The sequence below is a fragment of the Bradyrhizobium ivorense genome (genome assembly GCF_900696085.1).
GTDB classification, from domain to species: domain Bacteria; phylum Pseudomonadota; class Alphaproteobacteria; order Rhizobiales; family Xanthobacteraceae; genus Bradyrhizobium; species Bradyrhizobium ivorense.
Map to the genome: position 1 here is coordinate 1 of NZ_CAADFC020000036.1, position 22,486 is coordinate 22,486.

Consider the following 22,486-nt stretch of genomic DNA (forward strand, 5'->3'; position numbering starts at 1 on the left):
GCGAGGCCTGCAGCCCCTATGTGCCCGCTAGAGGCCTGCCGAGAGTTGGGGCGGAGCGATCTCGGCTTCAAAATACCCAGGAAAAAGCAGTACGCGACCGGCCTCACCGTAAGCGCTTAGCCGGAACCCTTGCTTCGGGATCTGGGTAGCTATGCGAAGAAGCCTCCGGCTTGTACGGAGGTTTGGGATGGGATTGGACAGCAAAAAGGACGTCCATTTGGGCGGCTCATCGGCGGGGTCGGTGAGCCGGCTGGAGATCCTTGAAGGGCCGTCAGGACGTCGTGTGCGGTCGGAAGCTGAGAGAGCTCGGATCGCCGCCGAGAGTCTGTTACCCGGCGCCCAGGTATCCGAGGTGGCGCGCAAGCACGGAGCGACGCGCTGGCAGGTCTACGATTGGCGACGGCGGCTTCGACAACGAGGTATGTTGCCGCCGTGCGAGGCATCCCCGCCGACATTCGCGCCGCTGGTCGTGGAAGGTGGGTTGGAGGAGCATCAGGCTCCGGCGATCAAGCCTGAGATTGCGATCGGCGATGTCGTGCTGCGGACGGATACGGCCATTGATGCTGACCAGCTATCCCGGGTGATCCGTGCGGTGCGAGCGTCACGATGATCGCGGCCGGTGCTGATCTGAAGATTTACGTGGCCACGCGGCCGATCGACTTCCGCTGCGGACACGACGGGCTTGCGGCGAAGGTGCAGGAGATGCTTGGTCTCGATCCGTTCAGCGGCGCGGCCTTCGTGTTCCGATCAAAACGAGCGGACCGGATCAAGATTTTGGTCTGGGACCGAACGGGCCTGGTGTTGGTGCACAAACGCCTCGAAGTTTGCAAGTTCGTTTGGCCAACGATCGCGGACGGCGTGATGCGCATGTCGCCGGCGATGTTCGCGGCCTTGTTCGAGGGGCTGGATTGGAGGTTGGTCCGGCCGGAGGAAGCGCGGCGCCCGCAGGTGGCAGGATAACTGCGGCAGAATGACTCGGAAGCAATTTTGAACATGGCATGCGCGGCGCCGATGTGCTCGAAATAGCGCATGAGCATCGCGGCGCTACGCGACGAAAACGAACGCCTGAAGGCGCTTCTGGCGCAAACGCAGGCGACCTTGAGCGAGCATCAGGGGGCACTGGCGGCGTCGGAGGAAGCGCGACGTCGGCTGGAGGTCATTCTCGGCGAATTGCGACGGGACAAGTGCGGCTCGAAATCCGAGAAGCTACGTCCAGATCAGTACCATTTGCCGCTCGAGGACGTGGAGATCGCGCAAGGCATTCTGGACGCGGCGCAGGAAAGAGCCGAGAAGGTCATCCAGGGACGATCGCGGAGCGATCCGGATCAAGGTTCTCATCGCAATCGCGGCTGCTTGCCTGCCCATTTGCCGCGAGTGGAACGGATCATCGAGCCACCAAGCACGCTCTGCCCGTGCGGTTGTGGCGCCATGACGAAGATCGGCGAGGACGTCAGCAAGCGCCTCGACGTGATCCCGGCGCAATGGCGCGTGCTGGTCACGCGTCGCCCGAAATACATCTGTCGCCGCTGCTCAGGCCCTGTCGCGCAGGCGTACGCACCGGAGCACGTCGTGCCCGGCGGGCTGCCGACCGAAGCGGCCATCGCGCACGTGATCGTCTCCAAATTTGGCGATCATACGCCATTTTACCGTCAGGCCGAGATCTATGCGCGCCAGGGGATCCGGCTTGATCGGGCTACACTGGGCAATTGGGCTGGCCGCGCCTGCTTCCATCTTCAACCCATCGCGGACCACATGCGTCGCCACCTGGCCATGGCGGATCGGCTGTTCATGGATGAGACCAAGGCGCCGGTACTCGATCCGGGGCGCGGCCAAACGAAGAAAGGCTACTTCTGGGCGATCGCCTCAGACGATCGCGGCCACAGCGGTCCAAGTCCGCCAATCGTGTTGTTCAGATATGCCCCCGGTCGCAGCGGTGCCTTCGCGCAGCAGTTCCTGGACGGCTTTGGCGGACGCTTCCTGCAATGCGATGCCTATGACGGCTATGACCGGCTGACCGAAGTCGTTCGACCGCAAGGGCCTTGGACGCTCGTGCATTGCTGGAGCCATTTGCGCCGGCGCTTCGTGAAATTGGTGCGCAACAGCAAATCGCCGATCGCCGAGGCCGCCGTGCGGCACATCGCACAGCTTTACGCCATTGAAGCCATGGTACGCGGCTCATCGCCGGACATCCGGTTGGCCGCGCGCAAAGAGCACTCGCTGCCCATGGTAGCCGCGTTGAAGTCGTGGTTTGAGAAACAGCTGTCGATGATCTCCAGCGGTTCGACGCTCGCGGAGGACATCCGCTATGCCCTCAATCATTGGCAGGGGCTGACCCGCTTCCTCGAAGACGGACGTCTCGAGCTCGACACCAACCCAGTCGAGAACGCCATCCGGCCAATCTGTTTGACCAGGAAAAACGCTCTCTTCGCCGGACATGAAATCGGAGCGGAAAACTGGGCCTTACTGGCCTCGATCGTCGCCACCTGCAAACTCAACGACGTCAATCCGGCCGGCTACATCGCCGAAACACTCGAGGCGATTATCGACGGCCATCCCCATAGCAGAATCGGCGACCTCATGCCGTGGCGCTTCCGCAAGGCGTCAAGCCAGCCTCAATAGGGCCCCGGCTGAGCGCTTACTATTCGCGCAGCAAGCCAAGTACCTCTTGGCTATAGGGAGACGGCAACAGTCTGGCCCGCAAGACTGTTGTGCCGATTGCATTCGCTTCATTCATGAGTGCATCGCGCCGAGCATCGAAGCGTGACAACGCCATGGCGAAAGTGAAGCCAATCATCAAGGCCAGCATGCCCAAAACGGCTGTTTCGAGCGCGTCTAGATCGGTGCCCTTTCCCACTCGGCGCTGTCTGACGAGTAAACGCCCGAGCTCACTGAACGCAATCGCGCCGACCAAGCCCACGATGAACACCTCAAGCAAGCGCCACTCGCCCAATTCAGCCACTCGATCAGCCCCTATAAGGAAATCGCCGAACTGCAGTCAAAATCTGCCAAAATTGGATAACCAAGGCCTATTGGCCCGGGCGAACTCGGTGACGCTTTGATCCAGATCAAGCACCGCCCCGGCGGGCTGCTCGTCTAGCTTCCGGCGGACGCCCTGCCGTCGCTCTCACTCCGGTTCATTCTCAAGCCAAGAATGGATATCTGAAGACGCGATGAGCCGTTTGGGTAAGTGGGGATTGCTTGTGCCTGCGAAGATCGCCAAGCCTTCTTCGAGCAACACCCGCGTGAACGCCTTGGCCTCTGCTTCGGTTGCAAAAGTCTTCGTCTCGCGGGAGCTCCGCTGCTTGGGCAGAACACCGCGCTTGCGCTCGAACGTAACATACCAAGTCGGTGTCTCCGACCCCGCCAGCAGAACAGTCTCTACCGCCGCACGCCAACGCGATTGACGCCTCCGTTCAAATTGCCACCGGCATTATGACGGACAGCAGCGCGCGCCACCGGACGAGGCCTGAGCACGACGCCGGCCCTCGCCACGCAACCGTGCGGATAACCGACGTACTCGCAGTAAATGACGGCCTTCGCCGGTGCTGGACTGAGTGTGACAACTGCAAATCCCAGCGTGAGGCTGGCCACAATTCCCGCAACTGTCATTGGTTTGGTCGAAAGATGCATGGTGCTCCTCCGCGAACCGAAAGGTGAAGGGCCGCTTCAGGCGCGGCAAACTTATCGTGCGTGGCAAAGGACAGGTGATGTTGACGTAGATCAACGTCGTTGCCTGATTGGGACCCATCCAATGGAGAGGGCGCTCGCGCGACACTCGATGCATGCGGTGGCGATCGTAGCTCTTGCCACATTATTTGCACGACTTTGAGCAGGCTTCACGTCAACGCACCGCCACGGTCAACCGCCTAGAGATCAGCTGCTCGATTTTGGCGGTCCCCGGACAATCAAGCCAACGGTCGCACGGCACAAAGTGCATAGTGCGCACAGTAGCGTGCATACGTTTGCTGAAAAACCGCAACTGTTGCAGTACTGGCACACGTCGTCGGCTCCAAATCGATTAGGCTGGCAGGTGGAATGGGAATGCAAGCACAACCTTTGCAACACAGTTAGCGGCCGTCGGCTGGGCAGTCATTGCAACGACGCCGGAAGGGGACAATGCGATGAAGAAACTGTTGATGGGTACTGCAGGTTTGATTGCGCTCAGCATGGCAACTTCCGCGTCGGCAGCCGATATGGCCGTCAAGGCGCCGCCACCGGCCCCGCTTCCCGTGATCTACAACTGGAGCGGTTTTTACATTGGTGCCAATGGCGGCTGGGGTGAAAGCCACAATTGTGTGGATTTCGTCACGCTCGCAGGAACAGTCGCAAGCGGTTGCCGTGATCGGTCGGGCGGCCTCGCCGGTGGGCAAATTGGCTATCGCTGGCAATCCAATCAGTTTGTGTTCGGATTGGAAGCGCAGGGTGATTGGGCCGACCTCAGCAACACGCGCGTCAGCCTGTTCAATCCGACGCTTTCAACCACGGTTAAAACCGACGGCATCGGCCTCTTCACGGCCCAACTCGGTTGGGCATGGAACGCGTCACTGTTCTACGTGAAGGGCGGCGCGGCCGTGACGAGCAATCGCCTCACGATATTCGACAACACCACCGGGATCGGCCTGGTCTCGGCGGATAACACGCGCTGGGGCGGCGCACTGGGGGTCGGCTGGGAGTATGGCTTCGCACCGAACTGGTCGGTCGGTGTTGAATACGACCATCTGTGGATGGGACACGCCAATAACTCCTTCTCCGTGGCCGATCCGCGCCTTGCGGCCGTACTCAACGACCGTATCAGCCAGGACGTGGACATGGTCACGGTGCGCTTCAACTACCGCTTTGGTGGATACGCCGCGCCGGTTACGGCGCGTTACTGACCAACTGGTGATCTTCAGCAAACTCGAAGCCCCGGCGTCGTCCGGGGCTTTTTCTGTCAATTCGATGATCAGAAGATCAAGAGGGCGGCTCAGGGAGCCGCCCGCTTGCCGTGCCGTTGTGCCGACGTCACTGGCAGACGTACATGTGGCCGTCAGCCATCTTCGTCATCGTACCGGGTTCGCAGCCGATGCCATTAGCTGCCTTGTATTCCGTCCATCCGGCATAGCCGTAGTACGGGCTGATCCCATGATAGGCCCGTGTCGGGTGGTAAGGTTGGCCGAAGTGAGGATCAGTCTGGGCGGCATAGGCATTGCCCAATCGCCTGTGCCCCATCCGGAATAGGCCGGCGCGGCAGCGGCGGCCGTGGCGACTGCTGCGGTTGCGGCGATTCCCGCGCCATAACCATAGTGCCGATGCCCGTACCCATATCCGTACACGGCGCGCCGCGTGTGACGACGGGCAACTCCCGCAACGCCCATGAGTGTCAGCGGTCGGCCCACGCGCGCCTGGGCACTTTCGACTGACGCCGAAATGCCACCTTGCTCAGACCAGGTGATGGAGAGCAGTGTCGCACAAGCGAACGTCGAGAGCGCAACTGCAGTATTTCTGACAAGTCTCTGCGTCATGTCCAATCTCGAGCGTTAGTTACTCCATGCTCCACTCCAAAAATCAGCGATCCGCTAATACGACGTACGCCATGAGCGCGGCTGAAAGAAACCCGCCGCCCACCGCGACCGCCCTAAAGAAGGCTTCGCGGTCGAGTGCCGCGAGAAACCAGCGCTTGGCTGCCTTCAACCGGAGTTCAACCGGATACTTCCGCGGAATTCCGAATGCCGCCGCGGGTTTGTTGAGCACGTCAAGCACCCGCTCACGAGATACGGGCTGTCTGCTATGCTTCGTGCCGGACGCGCGCGGTGAGCGGCCGCTAACCTGTGCTTGTGTGCTGGCTGAAGGTACAAGACCGCGCTTGGGGGCGACCGGACTGATGCCGGAAGTCCCGTGCAACCGGTACCCAAGGTTGGCCCCCGGCATACGCATGACAACTTCCCTTGCGAGAAGTATGCACCCGCGGCGGTAATCCTGCCAGCAAATTTGCAACCGCCGTGCCGATTGGCACAAACTGCATGTCATCGAGACAGCGGTTCTGACCGATTTGTCACTTTCGGTCAGCAGAAGGATTCCATAAAGTTGTTGGGGGATGGAGCAGGGAAGCGACGATGTTGATTCTGACGCCCCGCGAAAAGCTGCTCTTGCGAAGAATGGCCCAGCACAAGACCGACCGTGAAATCGCCGTGCAGATCGGCGGTACTCCGCTGCAAGTCTGTGGCCAGCGCAAACGGTTGATCGAGAAGTTGCAAATTCAATCGGAAGCCGACCTTGCATCGTGGGCGAGCCAGCATGCCCGCTGGCCCAAACCTTAGATTATCGACCTCACTTGGACGCATCGACGGCGAGTGACGTCCCGCTTCGGCATCCTTACGTTCGAACTCCATCCGTGGGTTCGCTTCTTCGCTTCGACCATGAGAACACTTGATCCATGTCAACGGTGCTGAAGTTATCGAATATGAAATTGGTACCGACCATGGGCATCTCGGAGCGATCTTGCGGCCCATCGCCGCTTGACGCGGTGCCATGAGCCACGCTTCAGGTGGCCCCCTCGGTCATGAAGCCTGGCAATGTGCACAATGGCCAATGGAGCGATCCATGCCACTGGCGCGATATTTCCTGCATGTCGGCGGAGCGCTGCTCGCGCTCCTCTTTCTCTTGGGTGCCTATCTGCCGAATTCGCCGGTGGCAGAGCGATCCAACTCTGTTCGCCCGGCCATTCGCATCCATTCGATGGAGAAGCTGCCCGACCTCGTCGTGTACGATACGAGCCGGCCGATCATCGTTCCCGAGCACGTCGCGCAGGATGATCCTGATCTAGCCCAAGCCCCAGTCCCAGTCGAGATTGCCGAGGCGTCGCCGGGAAATCGAGCGGCCTTCGCCCAGATGCAGCCATCCGGTATCGAACGGCCAAAGGTGTCAGTCCCCAAATCGAAAGCAGCCAAGCCGTCCCATAAGTACGCACATGCAAGGAGACACACACCGCCATATTACGCACTCTTTGCGGAGCGGCGGCCGCGGTTTGGTTGGTTTGACAGCTATGTCTGGTGACCAGCTAGATGATGGCGATGGATTACGGCTGCGTCATCGCGCGAAACCGTGACCGACCTCAATCACAACCGATGCGATGGACGCGCAAATCGTTTGACTTAAATCAAGGGTGAAAGGGCGCAGTCCTCCAATTTTGTCAGGTGCAGGAGGTTCAGATCATGAGCGAAAATAGTGTCTCCCGCCGAAAGGTTCTCACCTTGGTCGCGGCCGCGTTTGGCGCGGGAACAATGCTTCCGGTCATTATGACTTCTGATGCCGAGGCCCAGACTGCTGGGATGGAACGCCGTCAGGAACGGCGCAGCGGCCGCCATGAACGGCGGGAAACCCGGCGTACAGGCCGTCACGAGCGACGTGAGACGCGGCGCGGTGGTGGCTCAGACACCACAACAACCGGCACTGCGAAGTAGCTCCAATCGTGGGGCCATGGCAGCCAAGCGCGGGCTAAAGCAGCCCTAATGCGGCTTGCTGCCCAATAGCAGCGTGTGCTGTCGACAACGACCGGAGGCAACCATGGCTGAGCCCGGCGGCAATGGCATTTCCGCGCGGTTGTGGAGGCTCCCTGGGCAGTTGCTGCTGGCGCTGATCAATGCGACGGCAATACTGGTGATTGTCGCCGCGATTGTTGCGCTTGTCGCAATTGCGCGCATCAACCATTTTGCAGAAAACGTCGTCGCAACAATGACTGAAGCCGCGCTGTCGAAGGTCGATCTGCCAGCGAAAGACGTGCTGGCGAACCTGCAAAATCTGACGGCGGAAGTCCGCACGCTTGGCAATACCCTTCGGGAGATCAGGGCAGGAGAACACCCAGCCCTTCAACACAAGATGGTGCAACTGAGGGACGCGCTGACGGACTTGAATGTCAGCGTCGATCGGCTCGGAAGCGCCAGATCGATCCTCACTGATCAAGCGATTGAACAATTGGGCCGGACGGTCACCGACGCGCTGGCGAAGCTGAGGGACTGCTCTTCCAGTGCCGGCCAAATGGCACCTGACCGCACCCTCAGGAACAAGACGGTCGCCTTCAACAAGTCATGAAAGAAAATTGACACACCGCCGCTATGGGTCAAAGGCCGACCACGGCGGGCCGCTGAACCCTAGTCGGCTTCCCACCCAACACCGGACAAAGCTGCTTTTCGAGCAACGGTCGGCTAAGGGCCAGAGCGGCCATCCCATCAACCGCAACCATCCGCCCGTGAACCACGGCCCGCGTGAGAGGGTCGGGATGCTTCTCGTTGCGGGCCGCAGTTGCGTCGCTGCCCGTAAGGGCATAGCGGCGTCACGTATTGCCCTGAGCTACTCTCGATGCTTGGCGCCAACTCCGACGGGGTCAGACGAACGGGCTACTTCAAATAACCTACATAGTAGATTCCAATCACGTTTTTCGAGGAATCCCGTATCGGCTTGTACCCTGTGATGTAGGGTTTGCCGAGGATGTCTACTTCCCCATAGAACGCTTCGCCTTTCCTGATGGACTCGATGGCTTTGCCTTTCGGATCCAGAACTGTTCCAATCGCTCGCGAGCCATCATCCTTCTTCACGTTGGTGGCGACGCGGATGTACTCGTCACCACTCTTCACGAAGATCGTGGCCGTCCCCTGAGCCTGCTTTACGACGTCATCAACGACCTCGAAATTGTTGTTCATCTTGGTTGAACCAAAATAGATGGCAGGCGCCGCCTTGCCGCCGACAGCCTCTGTCCCTTCGATCTTAGGCGGACCTAGTTTATTCGTCGTCGACTCCAGGAGCTCCATCGCGGCCTTTACCTTCGCATCCTGAGCCTGGCCAACGTCCGGCAGAAACATCATGGCCCCGATGAGGCACGCGATTGCCCAGATGCTATTTGCAATTTGCTTGAGGTTCATGAGCCTTCCTCCAAATGAAAAACGCCTGCAACGGTCGTCTCCGTACTTTCGGCGACGACGCGGAAGATCATGTTGCGACGGTTTGGGTTTAACGACACTCGATGACCTCGCGCTGATAGGCGCGTGCCGGTACGCGTCTCGACCAAGTCCGGCATGCTCATGGGCCAGGTCCTTGGATCAATCGAATGTACGTCTCTAGATTTTCGTCAACCAGTACCGCGCGCGGACTATATCCCGCGCGTAGGGCAGCATATCGCTGAATAACGATGCGGCCCACTCCAAATTTGGACAGCACTTCTGCCTGTAAGAAGGTCGTTCAGCGAGCCGCCTTGGGCTTGGCCTCGGCATCTATGTCGCAGTTGGGTCAAACTCGACGGTTTGGCCCGATCTCAGTAAGGTCCGGTCTACATCTCGGAGCGGACCGGTAGGTGGTCGGGCGCATTGGTCGAGATGGGCCACTTGCGGGCTCATGAATGCAAAGGAAAGCCTATTCGGTCACCTCGTCGGCGCGGCCAAGGAGGGACGCGGGCCTACCTCACCATCGCATCGAAAATCAGCGGCGCCAACTCCGTCTCGATCCGCCCGCGGTGCGACGGTGACTGCATCATGCAGAGCACGAACAGATCGTCGTTCGGGTCAACAAAGAAAAAGGTGCCGGCCACGCCATCCCATCCATATACGCTTGGCGGCCACGGCCTCTTCGGCTGCGGCGATGTGAGCACGGCAACGCCCAATCCGAACCCGGCGTGGACTGCAAGAAAATAGATATTGGCGGGTGCGATGCCGCTCCCGGGACCGATTTGGTCCGACGTCATCAGGGCCACCGTCTCCGGCTTCAGATAGCGTCGTCCGTCAAGCGTGCCGCCATTCAGGAGCATCTGCAGAAAGCGCGCGTAGTCGCCGATCGTCCCTACCATCCCGGCGCCACCGGATTCCCAGCGCCTATGCACCATGGGGTCCCGGATTCCGGCGATGGGCGGGTCTATCAGATCATCCAGCAGGAACTGGGCAACCAGCGGGCGCTTCGCCTCGTCCGCGACAAAAAACGCGGTATGGCTCATGCCAAGGGGATCCAGCAGCCGCTCCTTCTCGAACTGAAACAGCGATTGTCCCGAAACCACCTCGATCACTCTCCCGAGCACATCGACGGAATGACTATAGGTCCACGTCGTGCCCGGCTGCTCGGCGAGCGGCAGGTTCGCCAGGCGCGCAGCGAACTCGGCGTTGTCAAAATCGCCGCCGTAAAGGTCGGCCTGCCGGTAGAGTTTTTGCACAGGGCCGTCGCCGTAAAACCCGTAAGTGATACCGGAAGTCTGTCGCATCAGATCGAGTATGGTGATCGGGCGCTTGAGCGGTTCCAGCGCAAACACTGGCTTTCCGGTCTCGTCGGGCTTTTCCACGCCGACCTCTACGTCGGCAAAGTCCGGAATGTATTTGGACAGGGGGTCATCGAGCGACAGCTTGCCGTCGTCGACCAGCATCAGCGCGGCAACTGACGTGATCGGCTTCGACATAGAATAGAACCGAAAGATGGTGTCGTCCGTCATCGGCTCCTTGGTTGCGACGTCGCGCAAGCCGAATTTTTCGTAATTGACGGGCTGTCCATGCTGCTGGATCAGCAGGATCGCGCCCGGAATTTTTCCGATCGCAATCTCATGACGTAGATAGTCACCGATCCGCTGAAGGCCCGGTTGCGAAAAGCTTCGTGCGGCCGGCGTATCTCCAAACGCGGCGTTCAAACTAGCAGCAACGAGCGCGGCGACGAGCGCGAACGCCGCCCATCTTGCCGCCGCCTTGATTTGTTGGCCGGCTCGCGTCAGACTTTCAAAATGGGTCGAGGTACCGCGTGACGAGGATGTGCTATCCATGGAAGCCTCGCTACAACGGCCTCTCTGTGTCGAGCCGCCGTTTTTTTGGTTGCGAACGAGCCTGCTGCCGCTTTTCGCGCTCAACAGCTGAGATCGCTCCGGAAAGGCTCCGAGCTGGGGGCCTCCGGCTTGACATAGATCAACACAGACCGGCCGCTGCCTGCCCTCCTGATGGTGGCGACTTTGCTACTCTTGCGGTAAAAAAGACGACAAGTTTGGAGCGACGTCGCAGGTTCTCGTTAGTTTAGAATGATTTACTCTGGTGTGGAAGTAGCCGTCGTGTTGCGGCTATGCAGATGAACCGGTCGAACCTTCTCAGCGCCGCCCTTCGGTTGACTGCCAAACGTGTTGGTGCTGGCAGTCAGCGCTACCTGCGATGTCCGAGTCGGGTCAAAAGCCGACCATGACGCCCCGTCCGACCTTGGTCGGCTTCGCTCCCAGCAGCCGACATCGCGGTTATTCTAAGAAACGGTCGGATAAGGGCCCAGGCTGTGTGAGAACCCTTTTGTCAATTGGCAGGGCGGACGCCCGGCATCGGTTTGGCTGCTCGATTTGGGCTGCCAATGAGCAACCAGAAGGTTCTAGAGGCTGAGGCGTCGGTACAATATCCCTTACGTCCGCATCGCCTTCAGCAGGGTTGCGCATCCCAGAATCGCTATGACCCGTTTCATATTGTAGGCGAGCACATTCAACGCCATTTCGGTCGCAACCTTGTGTCGTCTTTGCATCAGGAAGTGCGTCGCCCCCATCCAGGCCTTTATGGTTCCGAACGGATGCTCGGCCGTTTGACGGCGTAAGGTCATCTTGTTGGGGTCTTGGTCGAGCCGCCGCTGAACCTTCTCCAGCACGGCCTCGTGCTCCCAACGCGCGATGCGCCGCTCGGGGCCAGTGGTGCACTGAGCTTTGAGCGCACAGCTTTGGCAAGCCACCGTCCAGTAACGGCGCAGCATCTTACCATCCTCTTCGCCGGTGAAGCGGTAGGTCAGCCGTTCGCCGGCAGGGCAGCGATAGATGTCCTCGGCCGCAACATAGACGAAGTCCTGCTTGCCAAAACGACCTGCGGCTTTCGCACCTGAGGTCAGCGGTTTCGGCAATGTAACCGTGATGCGGGCTTCTTCACAGGCACGGAGCTCTTCGCCGTCGTAGTAGCCGCGATCCGCAACGACCTCGAGCGTCTCGGCAACCATCTCGGCACGAGCCTGCCCGGCCATGTTGCCGAGCTGGTGGCGATCGGTGCCCGCGTTGGTCACATCGTGAGCCACGATAAGATGATGCTGCGTATCAACGGCAATCTGCACGTTGTAGCCAACGATGCCGGTGTCCTTGCCACTTGTCGCCATCGAGCGTGCGTCAGGATCGGACAGTGAGATCTGCTTGTCCTCGCTCTTCATCATCTCCGCGTTGATCGCGTTGAGTCGGACGATCTCTTCCTTGAGCTTCTTGATCTTGCCCTTCAACCGCTCAACCTTTGCCTCCGGCACCGCGTCGCCATGCCGATCGGCGGTTTCAAGCTGCGAGAGATAGCGGGCGATGCTCTCATCGATCCGCTCAAAACGCCGCTTCATCTTGGCCTCGGTGAAGTTCTTGTCCCGTGCATTGACAGCCTTGAACTTTGATCCATCGATGGCGACGCTCGCGGCACCGAACAGCTCAAGCTTGCGGCACAACGCCACGAACTCGCGACAGACCTCACGAATGGCATTGCCGTTGTCCTTGCGGAAGTCCGCGATGGTCTTGAAGTCCGGCGCCAACTGCCCGGTCAACCAGAGCATCTCGATATTGCGCTGTGCATTCCCGCTCCAGGCGACGGCTCGACGGAATCCGATTGAGATAGCCGTAGATGTAGAGCTTGAGCATAGTGCTGGGGTGATAGCTGCGTACCCATCGAAAATCGCACGGTCCTCAGCAAATGCGATTCTGCGGGCAGCATCCTTGACCGGTGTCCAGTCGGCGTCCAGGGCGCCACGCTCAACATCATCGATCTGCTGACGCGAGAGTTGAAATGGAACGCGCAGTTCGACGAGCGCCTTGACCGCACGCTGTTGAGCCGTCATGCCTTCGCCTGGAGCCGGGAGTTGTTTGACATGGCCAGTGCCCACCGCCGAGAAGCCACTCCCCTTAGCTTCGGGGACGTCGACCACACGCCGGCCGGCAAAGTGTCGCTTCAGCGTACGGAAAGCTTCCTCCTCGATTTGAGCCCAGGCCGCGTCAGATATGGGAGCGAGTTAGCGGTGGAGATTATTCATGGTTCGCCTTGTTCAAAGATTCAATTCCAAGCGAGCCGTCGTTGACGGGCGGACGTTTACGAGCGGTATCTGGCGAGCTTGTGCCCCGCCGCTTACCGTCGACCGGCGCTTCCCCGCTGGATGCCGTGGCGCCATCGTCTTCAGGCGAAACGTCGTCAAGAAATGTCGCTGACGGTACGCAGAACAGCGAACCCGTAACGGCGCGGCTGACATCCGGCAGCCGGTCGTAGTTGCCGGGCGGCCGACCAACAAACATGTTCTCGAGCATCTGCTCGATCCGGTGAGGCGAGCGAGCGTAGCCTATGAAATAGGTGCCAAATTCACCCTTGCCGATCTCACCGAAAGGCATGTTGTCGCGCACGATCTCAAGCTGCTCACCGTCTTCGACGATCATCGTCAGAAGATTATGTGCATAGGGCGCCTTGGCCGCATCGTCCTGCTCGATGTCCGACAGTTTGTGACGACCGATGATATCTTCCTGCTCCAAGGTGGATATCGCATTCCACCGCTGCAGATCGTGTAGATACTTTTGGGTGATGACGTAGCTTCCGCCGGCGAATGCAGGGTCCTCTATTGCGTTGCGCATTCGCCAACTCATCTCGACGAGCCGCAGGTGATTTCGCGTCATGTGCCTGTCGAGCTCCGGGAGCAATCGCGCATGGAAAGGGAATGGGCCGAGCCGCAAGGCCGCGTCGATTCGATGTCGCTGGTGTTGATGCGGTCTCCCACCCGACAAGCACTGCTCAGGCTCGGCTGACACAAGGAGGTCGGGGTCTTGACGGAGCTCGAGATTGCACTGGCGCGCGTATCCTAGCACAATCGAGCGCATGAACCTCAGGCTGAAAGAGAAGCGGCCAAACCGCCAAGGCTCAACGGTCCGCCACGGCAGGATCGCGTTGAAGTTCGCCGAAACCTGCGGGCGCGAGCGAGCCGGCCAATCCCGGATCGCGGATCCGATTTCCGACACTGATCCGTTGTCGCGCGCCCACATTCACGCACTTGCATAAATGGCCATGCCATTGAATATTCGTTGCGCGATTTGCAACGATCAGGACCATGCCGATGAATGCGAAGCTGGAGCCGCGCCGACTGCACTATTTCATGGAGGTGCTCAATAGCGGCTCCGTGCGCGGCGCCGCCGGCGCGCTCGGCATGGACGCCTCTGCGGTCAGCCGGGCGCTCGGCCTGCTCGAGAAGGAATGTGGCGCGCGCCTGCTTGAACGACGGGGCCGCGGCGTAGCGCCGACCGACGCCGGCCAATTGCTGGCCGCCTACCTGCAGCGCCAGCAGGGCGAACGACAGGCGCTGCTGGCGCAGATGGACAGTATCCGCAAAGTCGAGTCGGGTCATATCGATCTCGTGACGGGCGAAGGTTATGTCGACTGGCTGGCCAAGAGCAGCCTGTGCCGCTTCATGCAAACCCACCCGAAGATCACGATCAGCCTCGACATCGGCAGTACCGACGAGATCGTCCAGCAGGTCGTGGGAGAACCCGCGCATATCGGCGTCCTGTTCAATCCGCCTCGCGACGATCGGCTGCGCTCGCATCATTCGCAGCCGCACCCGATCAAGGCCGTGGTGCCACGCGGGCACCCGCTGACCCAGCTCGGCCGGCCGCTTAGGCTCGCCGACCTCGCGCCCTACCCGGGCGCCGCGATGCATCCGAATTTCGGCCTGCGCCAGCATGTCCAGGCCGCCGAGATCAGCGAAGGCGTCCGCCTCAATTTCGCGTTCACGACCGCCTCGTTCGATGCGCTCGCCCATTACGTGACCGCCGGACTTGGCTATGCGCTGGCGTCGCGCCTTGCGATGACGGAGGCTGATGCCTCCAGGGTGGTGGCGCTCCCGATGAAGAACGCGCTGCTGCATCGTGGCCGCACCCACGTGGTCTCCCGTCAGGGACGCACGCTGCCGCCCGCTGCGATGCAGCTGCTGCGGATGATGGTTGGGGAGATGCGGTCGCCGGGAAGCGCTGCGCGGTAGCCTCAGGCAGCTGCGCCTTTGCGATCTCAATCGCGGCGCGTCGCTGTCGGAAACCAGATTGCGACCTGCGGAGGCGCACGAAACGGCTTCCAGGTTCCCGCCGGCTGGGCGAGGCGATCGGCAATCACCCACAGCGCGGGCGCATGAAAGCCAAGCCCCAAATGCGTCGTGTTCACTTCGACATTTTCGCGCTCCCCACCCTCCTGCTCCAGGCAGGCGCGCCACGCCACCACGCCATCGGCGCGGGTATAGATCGATGTCGACGGCACGGGAATCGGTTGCGCGAGGCGACTGATCCGCTCGGCCGTCGGCGGCTGGTATTTCTGGCCGGTCAGAAGCCGCCAGATCGCGCGGACATTGCTCGCCCCCGGCGCCGCGAAAGGACTGCCGAGCGTGATGACCATCCGCACCGCCGCGGGGATTTGCCGGGCAACCTCGCGCGCAATGATGCCGCCGCGGCTCCAGCCGACCAGGCTGACCTTCGAGCCGCCCTGCTTTTCGAGTTCGAGGACTCGCGCCACCACGGCGGCAAGGTCGGCGTCCGGCGCGCGCACATTGCGGCCGCGGCCCCATCCATGAACCTGATAGCCGAGGAACTCGAGGAATGAGCGGATGGCCAAGGTCGACCGGTCATCGGCGCCCAACCCGGGCAGAACCATCACCGGATGGCGTTGCCCCCGCGGGGCGGTCGCCAGAAGCGGCGCCGCCACGGCAAGCAGCGCCGGGATGTCGAGAAAGCCGCGCCCTTCCGCGGCAAGCAGCGCGAGCGAGGGTGGTTCGACGGTCTGCTCGTTACGTCCCATGAGTAGCGTCCGTTGTTGATGGTCAAGAATGGCCCGTGCAGCCGTGCATTGTCCGACGAGCACGAGACGTCAGTTCGGCGGTGCGGCCTTTCCGAACACACCGCCGATGGCCCGCAGCAGCCAACTCGGCTGATACTTGATCCATTGGACCGCCAGCTCGTTGGCAAGCCCTACGGCATGCACCGGCTTGCCTGCCATGCAGGCGCGGTAGCCCTCCAGTGCGACGGTCTTCGCATCCATGATCATCATGCCCGGCATGTTGCCGAGATTGGTGCCCTGGACCATTCCGGTGTCCGTCACGCCGGGACACAACGTCGTCAGCGTGATCTTGCTGCCGCTCAATTCCTGCGACAACGCCTCGCCGAACGACAGCACATAGGCCTTTGACGCGGCATAGACCGCAAGATTCGGCACCGGCATGAATGCCGCGACCGACGCAACGTTCAGGATCCGTCCACTGTTCCGCTCGAGCATCGGCGCAAGGAAGAGACGGGTCAATGCCGTCATGGCCACGACATTGACCTGCAGCAGCCGCAACTGGTCGTCGAGGCCGATTGTGCTGACACATCCTTCGAGCAAGAGGCCGGCATTGTTCACCAGCAGGTCGACCCGCACGCCGGCGTCCTTCAGCGAATCGAACACCGCCTGCGGCGCCGCCGGCTCGCTCAGATCGGCGGCCACGATGGTCACCTTGGTGCCATAACTTGCCTTGAGCTCGCGCGCCAGCTCCTGCAGCTTGTCGCGGCTGCGCGCCAGCAGCACGAGGCTGAAGCCATTGGCCGCGAGCACACGCGCGAGCTCGAGCCCAATGCCGCCCGATGCTCCGGTCACCAGCGCGCATTGACCTTCGTTTCCGCTCACCGCCATGAGGCGCCTCCCTTCGCGGCCAGAACGGTTCTGCGCAATCCACGGACGGCGCGTGCGACAAGCCGCCGCCGCGCCAGGCGACGTTCGTCGCGCCGCGCCAGCTCGGCGGGTGCACCAGCGCAGTTCCGGTCGGCAGCATATGTGCGAGAGAACCGTTCGATCGCCCGCAGCAACAGCTGGGCCTGCTCGAACTGGTCGGCCGTCTCCTTCACTTCGCCAAGCGACTTGCGCAACGGCCCCAGCACCTCGATCCGATCGGGATAGCCGGACAGCCGGGGATCGCGACTTTGCGTCGCCGGCATCACATCACCGACCGATCTTGGCCGATCGCTCTGACGACGTCGAAGGCGACCGCATCGACCGGCTGCAGCCCGTCGACGGTTCGAAGGATGTTCCGTGATAGATAGTAATCGACCAGCGGCGCGGTCTGCTCGTTATAGGCGTCGATACGCAGCTTGAGCGTTTCGTGATTGTCGTCGGCGCGCACTGCGCCGCCCTGCGCTCTCGCTTCGCCGGCCCGCGTCTCGATCCGGTCCAGCAACACCGTCTCGTCGGCCTTGAGCTCGACGACATGGTCGATCGCAAGACCTTCGGCATCGAGCAGATCGTCAAAGCCGACCGCCTGTGCCATCGTCCGCGGGAAGCCGTCGAGCACAAAGCCCCGCTTGGCATCTGCTTGCGAGATGCGTTCGATCACCGCGGCGATCACGAGCTGATCGGGAACGAGCCCACCCCTCATCATGGTATCCTTGACTTTCCGTCCAATACTGGTGTCTGCGTCAACCGCAGCACGCAGCATATCGCCGGTCGAAAGGTGCGGTATGCCGTATTCCTCGACCAGGCGCCTCGCCTGCGTTCCCTTGCCCGCGCCAGGCGGCCCCAGCAGAACGATCCTCATCGCACGTATCCCAATATTCGCGTGATCACCGGCAGCATTCCGACGGAGCGTCGAGCGACCCGGCCCCATACGGGCCGGGTCGCTCGAATTGTCCTCACGCCATCGCCAGGCGTGCACTGGGAGCAGGCCGCATCGACAGCAGCAACAGCAATCCCGACAGCACGTAGAGCGCCATCACGAAGTACATGCTGTAGATGTTGTCGCCGGTGCTCCGCACGATCAGGCCGTTGATCGAGGGGCTGATGGCCGGACCGAGGTTTCCAAGGCTGCTGATCAGCGCAAGCCCACCGGCGGCGGCACCGGTGGAGAGATATTCGCTGGTCAGCGCGAAGAACAGCGGCGTCGCCGACGCAATTCCAATCACCGCGAAGGACAGCGCAAGGATCGATCCGACCAGATTGCCCTGCAGCATCGTGGTGATGAACAGGCCGAAGGCGGCGATCGCGACGCAGGCGGCATAGTGCCAGCGGCGCTCGTGCCACTTGTCGGAATGACGGCCGATCAGGATCATGCCAATGACGCCGGCGGCATTCGGGATCGCGGCATAGACGCCGACAAGGAACAAGTCCTTGACGCCCCAACTCTGGATCAGGGTCGGCATCCAGAACACCATCGTGTAGGTCGCGCCGAGCAGCAGCAGATAGACGAACGACAAGACATAGACCTTGGGATCCTTGAGCATCTGCCCGAACGTTCCCGAGGGCTCGCTCACGATGTCCTTCTCATCGTGCTTGAAGGTATCCTCGAGCAGGGCTTTCTCGTCCGCCGTGAGCCAGGCGGCCTGGGCGGGCTTGTCCTCGAGCAGGACGTAAACCAGCACGCCAAGAAACAGTGCCGGCAATCCCTGCACGAGGAACAACCACTGCCAGCCGTGCAGGCCGCTGAAGCCGTCGAAATACTTCAGGATCGAGCCGCACAGCGGACCGGCGATCACGGACACGATCGTTGTCGCCGACATGAAGGTGGCGATCACCTGCCCGCGCCGCGCCGACGGATACCAATAGGTGAAGTACAGGATTACGCCGGGAAAGAAGCCGGCCTCGAACACGCCGAGCAGGAACCGGACGACATAGAACTGGAACGGTGTCGCCACGAACATCATGGCGGATGCCGCGAGCCCCCACAGCACCATGATGCGCAGCAGGGTCTTGCGCGCGCCGATCCTCTCCAGCAGCAGGTTGCTCGGCACCTCGAACAGAAAATATCCGACGAAGAAGATGCCTGCGCCGAGACCGTAGACCGCATCGTCGAACGGTAGCGTCTGCTTCATCTGCAGCTGCGCGTAGCCGATATTGATGCGATCGAGATAGGCGATCATGTAGGCGATCAGCAGAAGCGGGATCAGGCGCCAATCGATCTTCGAGAACAGGGATTTGTGCGCCGGACTTTCCAGTACCGACAGGGATCCCTTTGCGGCGGGTGGGTGCATCCTGGTTTCCTCCAAATGTTCTTTTGATTCCGGCGCCGGGCGGGAGACCGCGGTTGCGTCCCGGCTCCGGCGATATGAAGCGTTGATGGCCTCGGCGCCTAGCTGGCCCGGCTCGCCTTGTCGTTTGCGACGGCCGGCGGCACCTCGCCGGTCTGGATGACCGTCACCGACGCCGCGGTCGCGGATGGCGCCTTCGCTTGAGCCGCAGGTTGCAGCTCGACGATCTCGGCCTCGACCGACGGCAGGGCCTCGATCTCGCGCAGGGCGGCGCGCAGGTGCTCGATCATCTCGTAGGACTCGTCCTGCGAGAGCACGCGCCGGCATGCGGTCAGACCGAACTCAAGCAGTCCCGTATAGCTGTGCACCGTGATGTTCAGCGCGCTGCCGTGATAGGGGATCGAGACCGGGAAATAATGCACCATCCGTGCGCCGGCCATGTAGAGCTGCTGCCCCGGTCCCGGCACATTGGAGATCAGCACGTTGCCCGCTGCCGGCATTCGGCTGGCGAGGTTGGAGCGGCCAAGCAGTGAGGCAAGGCCGGTCATCAGCCATGGCGAGCCCGTGATCGGCACGTCGACGCCGAGCACCGGCTTGAGTTCGCGCACGACCGCCTTGGCCGCCTCGGATGACGCGTGGATCGCCTTGAACCGGGTTGGCAGGTCATCGATATCGGTCGCCAGGTCGACGCGTACCGCCGAGACCTGGTTGTTCATCGCCTTGTCGCCTTCGGCACGCAGGCTGACCGGCACCATCGCGATCAGGGCTTCCTTGGGCAGCAGACCCCGCTCGGCGAGGAAGCGTTGCAGCGCGATGCTGCACATCGCCATGACGATGGTGTTGACGGTGCCGCCGACACGTTTGCCCAAGACCTTGATGTCGGCGAGCGGCAGCGACATCGTGCTGTAGGAGCGCTGGTTGGTGATGGAATCGTTGAACACCGTCTTCGGAGCCAGTCCAAGGCTGAGCGAGCGCTCCCCCTTCTGCGAGCGCTGGCTGGCCATCACAGTGGCGGCGGTGCCGAGCGCCTTGGCCGCTGTCGGCAGCAGCTCCGCGAGCTTGCGGTATTGCTGGGCCGCATTGTTGGCCGCCGCCTGCAACAGCTCGGTCACGCCGAGCTGGTATTGCGCGGTGGCGCGCTTGCGCCGTGGCGGCGGCACCTCGCGCATCTTGGGCGAGACATCATAGAGCACCTTGGCGAGCTCCACACCAGCCTTGCCGTCGACGCCGCTGTGATGCGCCTTGGTGTAGAACGCGACCTGACCATTCTCGAGGCCATCGATGACATACATCTCCCACAGCGGACGGCTGCGATCGAGCAGCGAGGCATGCAGCCGCGCGACCAGTTGCTCGAGCTGCGCCATGGTGCCTGGCCGCCGCAAGGTGACGGTCCGCACGTGATAATCGAGCTCGATATCATCGTCCTCGATCCAGACCGGTTCGGCGAGCTGGAACGGCATCTGCGCCAGTTTGCGATTCAGCAATGCCGAGAGATGGAGACGCTTACCGAGCATCTCCTTGACATCCTCGTAGTAGTCGCCCTGATAGCCCTCGGGGAGATCGAAGATCATCAGACTGCCGACATGCATCGGCGTCTCCGGCGTTTCGAGATGCAGGAACGATGCATCCATGCTGCTGAGTTGATCCATTCTTCCCTCCCATGTCGTTGTGACGGCGATCGCCATCTTGACGACCGTGTGCCGATGCCTCGCGCGTTACGGTCATTGCATCGCAGCCCGGCCCGACGCCTGTCCGCCGCTGCCAATCCGGTTCACGCGATCTTAGGCCTGCGCCCGCGCCGCGCGCTCCTCCTCGTCGTACAGCTCCTTCTTCGATAGCTTTCCGACCGCGGTCTTCGGCAGTTCGGCGCGGATTTCGAGCGCCTGCACCATCTCGTGCTTGCCGAGCTTGTCCTTCAGGAACGCCTGCAGCTCTTCCAGCGTGAACGGCTTGGCATCCGCCTTCAGCTTGATGAAGGCCTTCGGCGACTGGCCGCGGTACTCGTCGCGGATGCCGATCACGGCGACCTCCTCGACCGCCGGATATTTGTAGATCGCCTCTTCGAGGACGCGCGGATACACGTTGTATCCGCTGCACAGCAGCATGTCCTTGGTGCGGTCCACGATGAAGATGAAGCCATCCTCATCCATGTAGCCAACGTCGCCCGTGCGCATGTACCCGTCCGCGGTAGTCACCTCCGCAGTCGCGTCCGGCTTGTTCCAGTAGCCCTTCATCACGTTCGGGCCCTTGATGCAGATCTCGCCGCGCTCGCCGAGCGGCACATAGCTGCTGCTGTCGTCGACATTGAGGAACTTGATGACGATTGCGGGCATCGGCATGCCGCAGGAGCCGGCTTTGCGCATGGCGCCATGCTGTGCCGGCGTGTAGGTGCCGCTCGGCGAGGTCTCGGTCATACCCCAACCTTCGCTCAAATTGCAGCCGGTGATCGAGGCGAATTGCTGCGCCACCTCGAGCGGCAACGGCGCGCCGCCGGATCCGCAATATTTCAACGCGCGCAAGCTATGCTTCGGCGTCTCCGGATGGTTGATCAGCGCGGTGAACATGGTTGGCACCCCACAGAAGACACTGACCGACTTGGTCGAGATTTCCTCCAGCGCGGACTTCGGATCGAAGCGGACGTGCTGGATGATTTCCGCGCCCATCAGGACGCCGAACAGCACATTCACGGAAAGCGCATAGATGTGGAACGGTGGCAACACGGCTAGGAAGCGCTCCTGCCCGTCGACCAGCACTGGCGGCGAGCCGGCTGTCGTCGCCCGGTACTGCTGGCACGCGCTGGTTAGGTTGGCGTGGGTGAGCATCGCCCCCTTCGGCAGCCCGGTCGTCCCGCCGGTGTATTGCAGCACGGCGATGGTCTCGCGCGGATTATCGATCGGATAGGCCTGATAGACACCATCATTGTGGGTCAGCTGGCCGAAGCTGATGTGATGATCGTCCCAGGCGACGTCGCTCAGCTGCTTGGCCGCTTTCATCTCGTTGACGACGGTGTCGGGGTCGGCAGCGATCTCGCCGAGCGAACCGACCACCAGCTTCTTCAACCTCGTCTTGCCCAGCATCGCCGCCATCTGCGGATAGAGCGAAACCATGTCGAGCGTGATCAGGATATCGGTCTTGCTGTCCTCGATCTTGTGTTCGAGCACCTTGGCGGCGTCCAGCGGCGAATAGTTCACCGCCGTGCCGCCTGCCTTGAGGATGCCGAAAAACGAGATGATGTAGTGCGGCGTGTTGGGCAGATAGAGGCCGACATGGACGCCCGGCTTGACGCCGAGGAGCTGCAGGCCCTTGGCCACACGATCGGCGAGCCGCCCGAGCTCGGCATAGGTGATCCGCTTGCCCATGAAATCGATCGCGGGACGATCCGGCCATTTGGCAACGGCGTCGCCCAATATCTTCTGCACCGGTCCGGGAACTATCTCGACGTCCCAACGCACGCCGTCGGGATAGGATCGGATCCAGGGCATGTCGTTCATGAGATCTCTC

Annotated in this window: 20 protein-coding genes and 3 pseudogenes; 8 read left to right on the forward strand and 15 right to left on the reverse strand. The window is 61.5% G+C overall.

The features are described from left to right. Window positions 1-187: 187 nt before the first annotated feature. The 3 genes from CI41S_RS41995 to tnpC all read left to right on the forward strand — a co-directional run bounded on the left by CI41S_RS41995 (window position 188) and on the right by tnpC (window position 2,619). The gene (locus tag CI41S_RS41995; protein WP_139864827.1) at window positions 188-610 is read left to right on the forward strand and encodes a transposase; all 423 of its coding nucleotides are present in this window, start codon (window positions 188-190) and stop codon (window positions 608-610) included. Next, window positions 607-960 (forward strand): IS66 family insertion sequence element accessory protein TnpB, encoded by a 354-nt coding sequence (gene tnpB, locus CI41S_RS42000; RefSeq protein ID WP_139864828.1) that lies wholly within the window; start codon window positions 607-609, stop codon window positions 958-960. The genes CI41S_RS41995 and tnpB overlap by 4 nt, the downstream gene beginning before the upstream one ends. Window positions 961-1,029: 69 nt before the next feature. Further along, window positions 1,030-2,619, forward strand: coding sequence for an IS66 family transposase (gene tnpC, locus CI41S_RS42005; protein WP_139864829.1), 1,590 nt, complete (start codon window positions 1,030-1,032; stop codon window positions 2,617-2,619). 19 nt (window positions 2,620-2,638) lie between these two features. Here tnpC and CI41S_RS44070 read toward each other — a convergent pair whose 3' ends face one another. Together CI41S_RS44070 and CI41S_RS44850 are read right to left on the reverse strand one after the other, a co-directional pair. Then, the gene (locus tag CI41S_RS44070; RefSeq protein WP_175607173.1) at window positions 2,639-2,959 is read right to left on the reverse strand and encodes a hypothetical protein; all 321 of its coding nucleotides are present in this window, start codon (window positions 2,957-2,959) and stop codon (window positions 2,639-2,641) included. 419 nt (window positions 2,960-3,378) lie between these two features. Next, the gene (locus CI41S_RS44850) at window positions 3,379-3,630 is read right to left on the reverse strand and encodes a hypothetical protein (protein ID WP_139864830.1); all 252 of its coding nucleotides are present in this window, start codon (window positions 3,628-3,630) and stop codon (window positions 3,379-3,381) included. A gap of 491 nt (window positions 3,631-4,121) precedes the next feature. On the opposite strand from CI41S_RS44850, the gene CI41S_RS42025 reads away from it, so the two are divergent. Next, the gene (locus tag CI41S_RS42025) at window positions 4,122-4,874 is read left to right on the forward strand and encodes an outer membrane protein (RefSeq protein WP_139864831.1); all 753 of its coding nucleotides are present in this window, start codon (window positions 4,122-4,124) and stop codon (window positions 4,872-4,874) included. Between the two features lie 670 nt (window positions 4,875-5,544). Here CI41S_RS42025 and CI41S_RS42035 read toward each other — a convergent pair. Beyond that, window positions 5,545-5,730, reverse strand: a complete 186-nt coding sequence (locus tag CI41S_RS42035; protein ID WP_139864832.1) for a hypothetical protein — start codon at window positions 5,728-5,730, stop codon at window positions 5,545-5,547. Window positions 5,731-6,092: 362 nt separating this feature from the next. On the opposite strand from CI41S_RS42035, the gene CI41S_RS42040 reads away from it, so the two are divergent. The 3 genes from CI41S_RS42040 (at window position 6,093) to CI41S_RS42050 (ending at window position 8,067) form a co-directional block, all read left to right on the forward strand. Beyond that, window positions 6,093-6,296, forward strand: coding sequence for a LuxR C-terminal-related transcriptional regulator (locus tag CI41S_RS42040; RefSeq protein WP_139864833.1), 204 nt, complete (start codon window positions 6,093-6,095; stop codon window positions 6,294-6,296). Between the two features lie 283 nt (window positions 6,297-6,579). Then, complete coding sequence (locus CI41S_RS42045; protein WP_139864834.1) at window positions 6,580-7,032, forward strand: hypothetical protein; 453 nt, start codon at window positions 6,580-6,582, stop codon at window positions 7,030-7,032. A gap of 510 nt (window positions 7,033-7,542) precedes the next feature. Then, window positions 7,543-8,067 (forward strand): hypothetical protein, encoded by a 525-nt coding sequence (locus CI41S_RS42050; protein ID WP_139864835.1) that lies wholly within the window; start codon window positions 7,543-7,545, stop codon window positions 8,065-8,067. A 305-nt stretch (window positions 8,068-8,372) separates the two neighbouring features. Here the strand turns inward: CI41S_RS42050 and CI41S_RS42055 are convergent, their stop codons facing one another. The 5 genes and pseudogenes from CI41S_RS42055 to CI41S_RS44860 all read right to left on the reverse strand — a co-directional run. Further along, window positions 8,373-8,894: a Cache 3/Cache 2 fusion domain-containing protein gene (locus CI41S_RS42055; RefSeq protein ID WP_139864836.1), complete on the reverse strand. Its 522-nt coding sequence runs from the start codon at window positions 8,892-8,894 to the stop codon at window positions 8,373-8,375. A gap of 530 nt (window positions 8,895-9,424) precedes the next feature. Beyond that, a complete protein-coding gene (locus CI41S_RS42060) occupies window positions 9,425-10,762 on the reverse strand; it encodes a serine hydrolase domain-containing protein (RefSeq protein ID WP_139864837.1) in 1,338 nt (445 codons plus the stop codon). 611 nt (window positions 10,763-11,373) lie between these two features. Further along, window positions 11,374-12,637 (reverse strand): annotated as a pseudogene (locus CI41S_RS42065) (IS1182 family transposase); the annotation flags it as partial. Continuing rightward, window positions 12,634-12,978, reverse strand: a pseudogene (locus CI41S_RS42070) (family 1 encapsulin nanocompartment shell protein); the annotation flags it as partial. The pseudogenes CI41S_RS42065 and CI41S_RS42070, both read right to left, overlap by 4 nt. Before the next feature lie 22 nt (window positions 12,979-13,000). Beyond that, window positions 13,001-13,579 (reverse strand): annotated as a pseudogene (locus tag CI41S_RS44860) (Dyp-type peroxidase); the annotation flags it as partial. A gap of 491 nt (window positions 13,580-14,070) precedes the next feature. Here CI41S_RS44860 and CI41S_RS42080 point away from each other — a divergent pair. Then, window positions 14,071-14,991 carry a LysR family transcriptional regulator gene (locus CI41S_RS42080; RefSeq protein WP_139864839.1) on the forward strand — a complete coding sequence of 307 codons (921 nt, stop codon included), beginning with the start codon at window positions 14,071-14,073 and terminating at the stop codon, window positions 14,989-14,991. 26 nt (window positions 14,992-15,017) lie between these two features. On the opposite strand, the gene CI41S_RS42085 is transcribed toward CI41S_RS42080, so the two are convergent. From CI41S_RS42085 to CI41S_RS42115, 7 genes are all read right to left on the reverse strand, one after another. Next, on the reverse strand, window positions 15,018-15,794 hold the full coding sequence (locus CI41S_RS42085) for an esterase/lipase family protein (RefSeq protein ID WP_139864840.1): 777 nt from the start codon (window positions 15,792-15,794) through the stop codon (window positions 15,018-15,020). A gap of 69 nt (window positions 15,795-15,863) precedes the next feature. After that, a complete protein-coding gene (locus CI41S_RS42090) occupies window positions 15,864-16,661 on the reverse strand; it encodes an SDR family NAD(P)-dependent oxidoreductase (protein ID WP_139864841.1) in 798 nt (265 codons plus the stop codon). Beyond that, window positions 16,652-16,963 (reverse strand): hypothetical protein, encoded by a 312-nt coding sequence (locus CI41S_RS42095; protein WP_139864842.1) that lies wholly within the window; start codon window positions 16,961-16,963, stop codon window positions 16,652-16,654. Before CI41S_RS42095 ends, CI41S_RS42090 begins: the two co-directional genes overlap by 10 nt. Continuing rightward, window positions 16,963-17,559, reverse strand: coding sequence for an adenylate kinase (locus CI41S_RS42100; protein WP_139864843.1), 597 nt, complete (start codon window positions 17,557-17,559; stop codon window positions 16,963-16,965). Before CI41S_RS42100 ends, CI41S_RS42095 begins: the two co-directional genes overlap by 1 nt. A gap of 94 nt (window positions 17,560-17,653) precedes the next feature. Next, the gene (locus tag CI41S_RS42105) at window positions 17,654-18,988 is read right to left on the reverse strand and encodes an MFS transporter (RefSeq protein ID WP_139864844.1); all 1,335 of its coding nucleotides are present in this window, start codon (window positions 18,986-18,988) and stop codon (window positions 17,654-17,656) included. A 98-nt stretch (window positions 18,989-19,086) separates the two neighbouring features. Then, window positions 19,087-20,634 carry a WS/DGAT/MGAT family O-acyltransferase gene (locus CI41S_RS42110; protein WP_139864845.1) on the reverse strand — a complete coding sequence of 516 codons (1,548 nt, stop codon included), beginning with the start codon at window positions 20,632-20,634 and terminating at the stop codon, window positions 19,087-19,089. 132 nt (window positions 20,635-20,766) lie between these two features. Beyond that, window positions 20,767-22,476 carry a long-chain-fatty-acid--CoA ligase gene (locus CI41S_RS42115; RefSeq protein WP_139864846.1) on the reverse strand — a complete coding sequence of 570 codons (1,710 nt, stop codon included), beginning with the start codon at window positions 22,474-22,476 and terminating at the stop codon, window positions 20,767-20,769. Window positions 22,477-22,486: the final 10 nt, after the last annotated feature.

Coding starts and splice junctions, on each gene's coding strand:
- CI41S_RS42055 (WP_139864836.1), bottom strand. CDS start 8,894: ATGAACCTCAAGCAAATTGCAAATAGCATCTGGGCAATCGCGTGCCTC.
- CI41S_RS42105 (WP_139864844.1), bottom strand. CDS start 18,988: ATGCACCCACCCGCCGCAAAGGGATCCCTGTCGGTACTGGAAAGTCCG.
- CI41S_RS42060 (WP_139864837.1), bottom strand. CDS start 10,762: ATGGATAGCACATCCTCGTCACGCGGTACCTCGACCCATTTTGAAAGT.
- CI41S_RS42045 (WP_139864834.1), top strand. CDS start 6,580: ATGCCACTGGCGCGATATTTCCTGCATGTCGGCGGAGCGCTGCTCGCG.
- tnpB (WP_139864828.1), top strand. CDS start 607: ATGATCGCGGCCGGTGCTGATCTGAAGATTTACGTGGCCACGCGGCCG.
- CI41S_RS42100 (WP_139864843.1), bottom strand. CDS start 17,559: ATGAGGATCGTTCTGCTGGGGCCGCCTGGCGCGGGCAAGGGAACGCAG.
- CI41S_RS42110 (WP_139864845.1), bottom strand. CDS start 20,634: ATGGATCAACTCAGCAGCATGGATGCATCGTTCCTGCATCTCGAAACG.
- CI41S_RS42040 (WP_139864833.1), top strand. CDS start 6,093: ATGTTGATTCTGACGCCCCGCGAAAAGCTGCTCTTGCGAAGAATGGCC.
- CI41S_RS41995 (WP_139864827.1), top strand. CDS start 188: ATGGGATTGGACAGCAAAAAGGACGTCCATTTGGGCGGCTCATCGGCG.
- CI41S_RS42095 (WP_139864842.1), bottom strand. CDS start 16,963: ATGCCGGCGACGCAAAGTCGCGATCCCCGGCTGTCCGGCTATCCCGAT.
- CI41S_RS42115 (WP_139864846.1), bottom strand. CDS start 22,476: ATGAACGACATGCCCTGGATCCGATCCTATCCCGACGGCGTGCGTTGG.
- CI41S_RS42025 (WP_139864831.1), top strand. CDS start 4,122: ATGAAGAAACTGTTGATGGGTACTGCAGGTTTGATTGCGCTCAGCATG.
- tnpC (WP_139864829.1), top strand. CDS start 1,030: ATGAGCATCGCGGCGCTACGCGACGAAAACGAACGCCTGAAGGCGCTT.
- CI41S_RS42080 (WP_139864839.1), top strand. CDS start 14,071: ATGAATGCGAAGCTGGAGCCGCGCCGACTGCACTATTTCATGGAGGTG.
- CI41S_RS42050 (WP_139864835.1), top strand. CDS start 7,543: ATGGCTGAGCCCGGCGGCAATGGCATTTCCGCGCGGTTGTGGAGGCTC.
- CI41S_RS42085 (WP_139864840.1), bottom strand. CDS start 15,794: ATGGGACGTAACGAGCAGACCGTCGAACCACCCTCGCTCGCGCTGCTT.
- CI41S_RS44850 (WP_139864830.1), bottom strand. CDS start 3,630: ATGCATCTTTCGACCAAACCAATGACAGTTGCGGGAATTGTGGCCAGC.
- CI41S_RS42090 (WP_139864841.1), bottom strand. CDS start 16,661: ATGGCGGTGAGCGGAAACGAAGGTCAATGCGCGCTGGTGACCGGAGCA.